Origin of the sequence: Halogeometricum sp. CBA1124 (genome assembly GCF_009741955.1) — an archaeon.
In the GTDB taxonomy this organism is placed as follows: Archaea; Halobacteriota; Halobacteria; order Halobacteriales; family Haloferacaceae; genus Halogeometricum; species Halogeometricum rufum.
Genome location: NZ_WPCD01000212.1, coordinates 1 through 6,356, shown reverse-complemented (window position 1 = coordinate 6,356; position 6,356 = coordinate 1). Strand labels below are relative to the sequence as shown.

Below are 6,356 nucleotides of genomic sequence, written 5' to 3'. Positions count from 1 at the left end.
CGTCTCCGACGGCGAGGACGGCGGCCACGAGACGGTGGACGCCGTCGCCGACGAACTCCTCGCGGACCTCGCGTGTTACCCGTCGGTGACGGGCAACACCTCGCTGACCGAGGGGTCGGTCGTGGACCTCCTGTCGGCGCTCGACGACTGCGAGAACCCGTACGCCTGCCCGCACGGCCGACCGGTCGTCGTCGAGTTCGGCCGCGACGAGATAGCGGACCGGTTCGAACGGGACTACCCCGGCCACGGCGGCCGGCGGTCGGAGTAGTCGGGGTGACGACGGCCCGCCGCCGGTGTGAGCGGCGGCGATGGCGGACCGGCCGGACTTATATGCCGCCTCGAAGAACGGGCAGCCATGACCGACATCGTGACCTTCGGGGAGACGATGCTGCGCCTCTCGCCGCCGCGCGGCGACCGACTGGAACGCACCGGCGAACTCGACGTGCAGGCGGGCGGCGCGGAGAGCAACGTCGCCGTCGCCGCCGCGCGACTGGGGTGCGACGCCGTCTGGCTGTCGAAACTGCCGGACTCGCCGCTCGGTCGGCGCGTCGTCTCGGAACTGCGGAGCCACGGCGTCCGGACGGGCATCGCGTGGGACGACTCCGGGGAGACGCGGATGGGGACGTACTACCTCGAACACGGCGGCGACCCGCGCGGAACGAACGTCATCTACGACCGGTCGGGCGCCGCCGTCACGACGGCGAAGCCGGCCGAACTGCCGCGCGGCGCGGTTCGGAACGCCGAGGTGTTCTACACCAGCGGTATCACCCCCGCGCTCTCTTCGACGCTGGCGGAGACGACGGCGTCGCTCCTGGAGACGGCGCAGGACGCCGACACGACCACCGCGTTCGACCTGAACTACCGTTCGAAACTGTGGACGCCCGAGGAAGCCGGCGAGAAGTACGAGTCGCTGTTCTCCCACGTCGACGTCCTCGTCGGGGCCGAACGCGACATCGAGGCCTGTCTCGGACGGAGCGGTGACCCGACGGACGTGGCGCGGGAACTCGCCGACGAGTACGACTTCGAGACGGCCATCGTCACGCTGAGCGACGAGGGGTCGGTGGCGGTCCACGACGGCGAGGTGTACGAACAGGGCGTCTACGCCGCCGAGACGTTCGACGCCATCGGGACGGGCGACGCGTTCGTCGGCGGGTTCCTCGCGAACCGCCTCGACGGCGGCGACGTGCCCTCGTCGCTGGCTTACGGCGCCGCGACGGCGTCGCTGAAGCGGACCATCGACGGCGACCTGGCCGTCGTCACGCCCGAGGAAGTCGCCGCCGTCGTCGAAGAGGACGCCGACGCCATCTCGCGGTAGTCGCGCCCGCGGACCGTCGCTCGGACGCCCGCGTCGGACGTGGACGCCCGAACGCCTATTCTTCTCGCCGTACGCTACGGTAGTATGACACACGTCGTCATCGTCGGCGCTACGGAAGCGCCGGCGCGCCGCCGCGGAACGACTCGTCGAACACGTCGGCGACGAGATAGACCGCCTCACGCTCGTCGACGACGGGACGCCCGGCGGTGGCCTCTGCATCCTCCGCGGGTGCATGCCCTCGAAAGAGGTGCTGTCGGCCGCCGCGCACCGGTACCAGACCCGTCACGACCACCGTCTCGACGGCGACCCGCCGGAGATGGACCTCGACGCCGTCGTGGCGACGAAGGACGAACACACGTCGAACTTCGCCTCGCACCGCCGCGCGGCGGTCCACCGGATGGACGGCCGCGAGGGCGTCGAGTTCCGCCACGAACGGGCGCAGTTCGTCGACGACAGAACGCTCCGAATCGGCGACGAACGGGTCGACGCCGACTACGTCGTCGTCGCCACCGGGTCGTCGGTGAACGTGCCCGACGTGGACGGCATCGACGGGGTCGACTACCTGACCAGCGCGGACGTGTTGGACGCGACGGCCCTCCCGGACTCGGGCGCGTGATGGGGTTCGGCTACGTCGGCCTCGAACTCGTCCCCTACCTCGCGGAGGCGGGCGTGGACCTCACCGTCGTCGAACACGACGAACGTCCCCTCGACCAAGCCGACCCGGCGTACGGCGAGGAGATTCTGTCGCTGTACCGCGAGGAGTTCGGCGTCGAGATACGGACCGAGACGCAGGAGCGACGGGTCGAGTCCACCGACGACGGCGTGCGGATGCACGTCGAGGGACCGGACGGTACGGACGAAATCGACGCCGAGCGACTGTTCCTGTTCACCGGACGGCGGCCCGCGGTAGACGGCCTCGGCCTCGCGGAGACGGGCGTCGACCCCGAGTCGGACGGCTGGGTCCGCGACACGATGCAGGCGCGCGACGACGACCGGGTGTACGTCGTCGGCGACGCGAACGGGCGAGAGCCAATCCTGCACGTCGCCAAAGAGCAGGGTGCGGTCGCCGCCGAGAACGTCCTCGCGGACGTGCGGGACGATTCGCTCCGCGAGTACGACAACGTCCACCACCACGTCGTCTTCTCGGGGGCGAGCGTCTACCCGTACGCGCGCGTCGGACACTCGGAGGCGTCCGCCGAGGAGGCGGGTCTGGACTCCCACGTCGTCCACCGCGAGGCGTCCAGCGATGGCGTGTTCAAGACGAAGCTCACGCCCAGAGGGCGGGCCTCGCTCGTCGTCGCGACGGACGGCACCGTCCTCGGCTACCAGGGCCTGCACTACCACGCGGACGTGATGGCCAAGACGATGCAGGTGGTCGTCGAGGAGGAGATGGACGTGCGAGCGATACCGGACCGCGCGTACCACCCCACCACGCCGGAGATTCTCGACGGACTACTCCGGGCCGCCGCGGAGCGACTGGAGTGAGGGGCCCCAGCGGTCGGCGACGGGGGCGGCGTCGCGGGCCGCGTCGGTCGCCGCCGCCGGCGACGGTTCCACGCGCGGGAGGGCGACGGAGACGACGGTGCCGACCGCTCGGTCGCGCAGGTCGAGTCGCCCGCCCGCCTCGGTGACGGCCCACTCGACCACCCAGAGACCGAGGCCCTCCGAGTGGCGAAGCGGCGTCTCCGTCCCCGACTCGAAGACGGCGCGTTCGGACTCGGGGATGCCGGGGCCGTCGTCGGCGACGCGGAGGACGACGTGGTCCTCGGCGGTCCGGACGCCGACCGACACCATCGGTTCCTCCCGGTCGTTGTGGACGACGGCGTTCTCGACGAGCAAGTCGACGACGACGCCCACGAGGGGGACCGGACCGACCGGTGCCCGGTCGGGAACGTCGACCCGGACCTGCGCGTGGGGGTACTCTCGCTCGAACGCGTCGAGTCGGCGTTCGACGACGGCCGCGAGGTCCGTCCGCGTCTCGGCCGTCTCGTCGTCGAGGAGGCGTTCGAGGTGGCGCGCGCGTTCGCCCAGCGAGGTGAGTTCCTCGGCGGTCCGGCGAATCGTCTCGGCGCGCCCGGCCACCTCGGGGTCGTCGTCGGCTTCGAGGAGCGAGGCGTAGCCTGGATAACGTTCATGTCGTTTCTGAGGTCGTGCCGCAACACCCGGTTCAGAACGCGGAGTCGCTGGTTCAGCAGTCCGACGCGCTGTTGCTCCCGTCGCAGGGTGGCGGCGATGCGCGACGCGCGTTCGTCGTAGACGCCGACGAGTGCGCCGCCCGCGGCGCCGCCGGTGGTCGCGTTCAGCACGAAGTGGACCCACTCCGGAAGCGCGACGCCGTTCGTGCGGAAGTACGCGACGGTCAGGAGGCCGACCAGCGTCAGGCCGGCGGCGCCGACGAGGGCCCACCGGCCGACGCCGCGGAGCGATGCGGGGCCCCAACGACGGCCCACGGCGACGCCGAGACCGAGGACGAACAGCGACGCCGCACTCGGCCCGAGGACGCTGAACAGGGCCGTGGGGAGACTGTCGTACGTCGTGGCGTGGTCGACGGAGTGAGAGGCGTGCCAGAGAAGCGAGCCACCGCCGAGGGCCCAGAGCCATCGACCGTCGCTGAGCCATCGGCGGAGAGACGTCATCTGATACGCGTTGTGGAACGTCATTATTCATGATACTTTCGTCTCCGCCGGCGTCCGCTGTGAGCCCTCCCCACGGTACCGAATGCCTATGACGCATCAAGGCGACGAATACAAATGCGTCAGTTGCATACTCGGCGCGTAATGGCGACACTCTCGTTCGACCCGCTGACGTACGAGGACATCCCGGAGGACGAGCGACCCTCGCTGTTGGCCGCGCTCGTCCCCGTGTTCGGGATGCTGCTGTTCCTCAGCGTCGGTGCCATCGCACTGGACCTGGACCCTCAGCTACCGCTGTTGGTCGGCATCGCGTTCACCGGCCTCGTCGGGCGGTACTGGTACGGCACGTCGTGGGCGACGATGTACGAGGGCATCGTGGACGGCCTTCGGATGGGTATGCAGGCGATACTCATCATCTTCGTCATCTACATGCTCATCTCGACGTGGACGGGCGCGGGGACGATTCCCTCGCTCATCTACTACGGGCTGGAGCTGCTGTCGCCGGCGATATTCCTCCCGGTGGCGACGGTGCTGGCGGCCGTCGTCGCCTTCTCCATCGGGTCGTCGTGGACGACGGCGGGGACGCTCGGCGTCGCGTTCATCGGCATCGGCGCGGGGCTCGGCATCCCCGAACCGATGACGGCGGGCGCGGTGCTGACGGGGGCGTACACCGGCGACAAGGTGTCGCCGCTGTCGGACACGACGAACCTCGCGGCGGCCGTGACGAACACCGACCTGATGACTCACGTCCGGACGATGCGCGTCGGCACGGGCATCGCGATGCTGATTTCGCTGGGGCTGTACACCTATCTCGGCCTCACCGCGACGGGGGCGATTCCCCCGGGGCGCGTCGCGGAGATTCAGTCGGCCATCACCGGCGCCTACACCGTCTCGCCGCTGACGTTCGCCCCCCTCGTCCTGACGTTCGGTCTCGCGCTGTACGGCTACCCCGCCCTGCCGGCCATCACGTCCGGCGTGTTCGCGGGCGTGGCGACGCAGATTCTCGTGCAGGGGCCGCGCTCCGTCGAGGGCGTCGTCGCCGCGATGGAGGTGGCCCAGTCGGGGACGACGGCCGAGACGGGGCTGGAACTCGTCAACGGACTGCTGTCGTCGGGCGGCCTCGTCGGGTCGTCGTGGACCATCACCGTCGTCGTGGCCGCCCTCGCGCTGGGGGGGCATCCTCGAACGGACGGGCGTGCTGGCCGTCGTCGCCTACCACATCGGCCAGTCGCTCCACAGCGTCGGGAGCCTCACCGCTGGGACGGCGCTGTCGGCGTTCGGCATGAACGTCCTCGCCGCCGAGCAGTACATGAGCATCGTCGTCCCCGGGATGAGCCTCCGCGGCCTCTACGACGACTTCGGTTTGGATAGCAGGAACCTCTCGCGCGCCGTCGAGGCGTCCGGGACGACGACCAGCGCGCTCGTGCCGTGGAACGCGGGGGGCGTCTACATGGCGACGGTGCTGGGCGTGCCGACGCTGGAGTACGCGCCGTACTACTTCCTCGGCTTCCTCTCGCCGGCCATCCTCATCGTCATGGGCTACACCGGGTGGCGCGTCACGAAGCAGTCCGAGGACACGACGGTCGGTATCAAGGGCGCCGTCGAGTCGCTGGCCGACGACTGAGGACCGACCCCCGTGGCCGGACGGCCGGGCGCGAGCGCGGCTACTCGTCGCGCGACGAGGTCGAACCGGGGACCATCGGGCCGAGGTCCACCCGCCGGAGCACGAAGAACGCGAGGACGAGTACCGCGAGGAGGAGCGCGAACGACCCGGCAGCCACGAACGCCGCCTCCACGCTCTCGTACTCTCCCGGACGGAAACTGATGACTTTCCGCGCGATAGCGATGAGCGCGGCGTTGATGACGATACGCACGACGGGTTCGTTCCGGCTGGAGGCGACGACGGTCTGGTACACCTCGACGATGATGAGGAGGACCAGGACCGTGTCGATGAGGTCGATGACCGCGTTCGGGTCGGTGAAGTCCCCCGAAGCGACCAGTTCGTACAGCGACAGCGCGAGGTCGAAGACGCCGATGGCGAACAGAACGACGAGGAAGTACGCGGCGGCGAGTTCGAGCCACTGCATCACGGACTCCGAACGTTCGGCGTACGCTTCCAGACTCACACAGACGTGTTACCGTCGTGAGAACAAAAGCGACGTACCCAACGCCGCGCCCGTCGAACCAGCCCCCTTATTTCACCTCGGTCGCAACGTCGCCCATGGACCTGACCACGGAGGGGCGATACCGCGTCCTCGGACGGCCCCGGGAGCCCGACGAACTCCTCCTCGTCGAACTCCCGGCGGCGGGCGACGACGGGGACGCGGACCCCGAGGAGGCGTTCGCGCCGACGTACGTGGACGCGACGGGCTACGAGGGCGAACTCGCGGAGACGGTCGAGTCGGTCG

The 6,356-nt window shown here is 69.9% G+C and carries 4 protein-coding genes and 4 pseudogenes; 6 read left to right on the top strand and 2 right to left on the bottom strand.

Translation table 11 applies throughout. From position 1 onward, the window contains the following. The 3 genes and pseudogenes from GJ632_RS18385 to GJ632_RS18375 form a co-directional block, all read left to right on the top strand. Positions 1 to 268 (top strand): annotated as a pseudogene (locus GJ632_RS18385) (DNA mismatch repair protein MutL); the annotation flags it as partial. Positions 269 to 355: 87 nt separating this feature from the next. After that, positions 356 to 1,315 carry a bifunctional 2-dehydro-3-deoxygluconokinase/2-dehydro-3-deoxygalactonokinase gene (gene kdgK1, locus GJ632_RS18380; protein ID WP_191453704.1) on the top strand — a complete coding sequence of 320 codons (960 nt, stop codon included), beginning with the start codon at positions 356 to 358 and terminating at the stop codon, positions 1,313 to 1,315. 84 nt (positions 1,316 to 1,399) lie between these two features. Next, positions 1,400 to 2,800, top strand: a pseudogene (locus tag GJ632_RS18375) (dihydrolipoyl dehydrogenase family protein). Here the strand turns inward: GJ632_RS18375 and GJ632_RS25605 are convergent. Next, positions 2,768 to 3,397, bottom strand: a complete 630-nt coding sequence (locus tag GJ632_RS25605; RefSeq protein WP_343161253.1) for a HAMP domain-containing sensor histidine kinase — start codon at positions 3,395 to 3,397, stop codon at positions 2,768 to 2,770. The pseudogene GJ632_RS18375 and the gene GJ632_RS25605 sit on opposite strands and share 33 nt — an antisense overlap. A 68-nt stretch (positions 3,398 to 3,465) precedes the next feature. On the opposite strand from GJ632_RS25605, the gene GJ632_RS25600 reads away from it, so the two are divergent. Beyond that, complete coding sequence (locus GJ632_RS25600; protein ID WP_343161252.1) at positions 3,466 to 3,984, top strand: hypothetical protein; 519 nt, start codon at positions 3,466 to 3,468, stop codon at positions 3,982 to 3,984. Positions 3,985 to 4,092: 108 nt separating this feature from the next. Then, positions 4,093 to 5,572 (top strand): annotated as a pseudogene (gene nhaC, locus GJ632_RS18365) (Na+/H+ antiporter NhaC). A 40-nt stretch (positions 5,573 to 5,612) separates the two neighbouring features. On the opposite strand, the gene GJ632_RS18360 reads toward nhaC, so the two are convergent. After that, complete coding sequence (locus GJ632_RS18360) at positions 5,613 to 6,074, bottom strand: phosphate-starvation-inducible PsiE family protein (protein ID WP_089804749.1); 462 nt, start codon at positions 6,072 to 6,074, stop codon at positions 5,613 to 5,615. A 95-nt stretch (positions 6,075 to 6,169) separates the two neighbouring features. Between GJ632_RS18360 and GJ632_RS18355 the strand changes: the two are divergent. Further along, positions 6,170 to 6,356 (top strand): annotated as a pseudogene (locus GJ632_RS18355) (hypothetical protein); the annotation flags it as partial.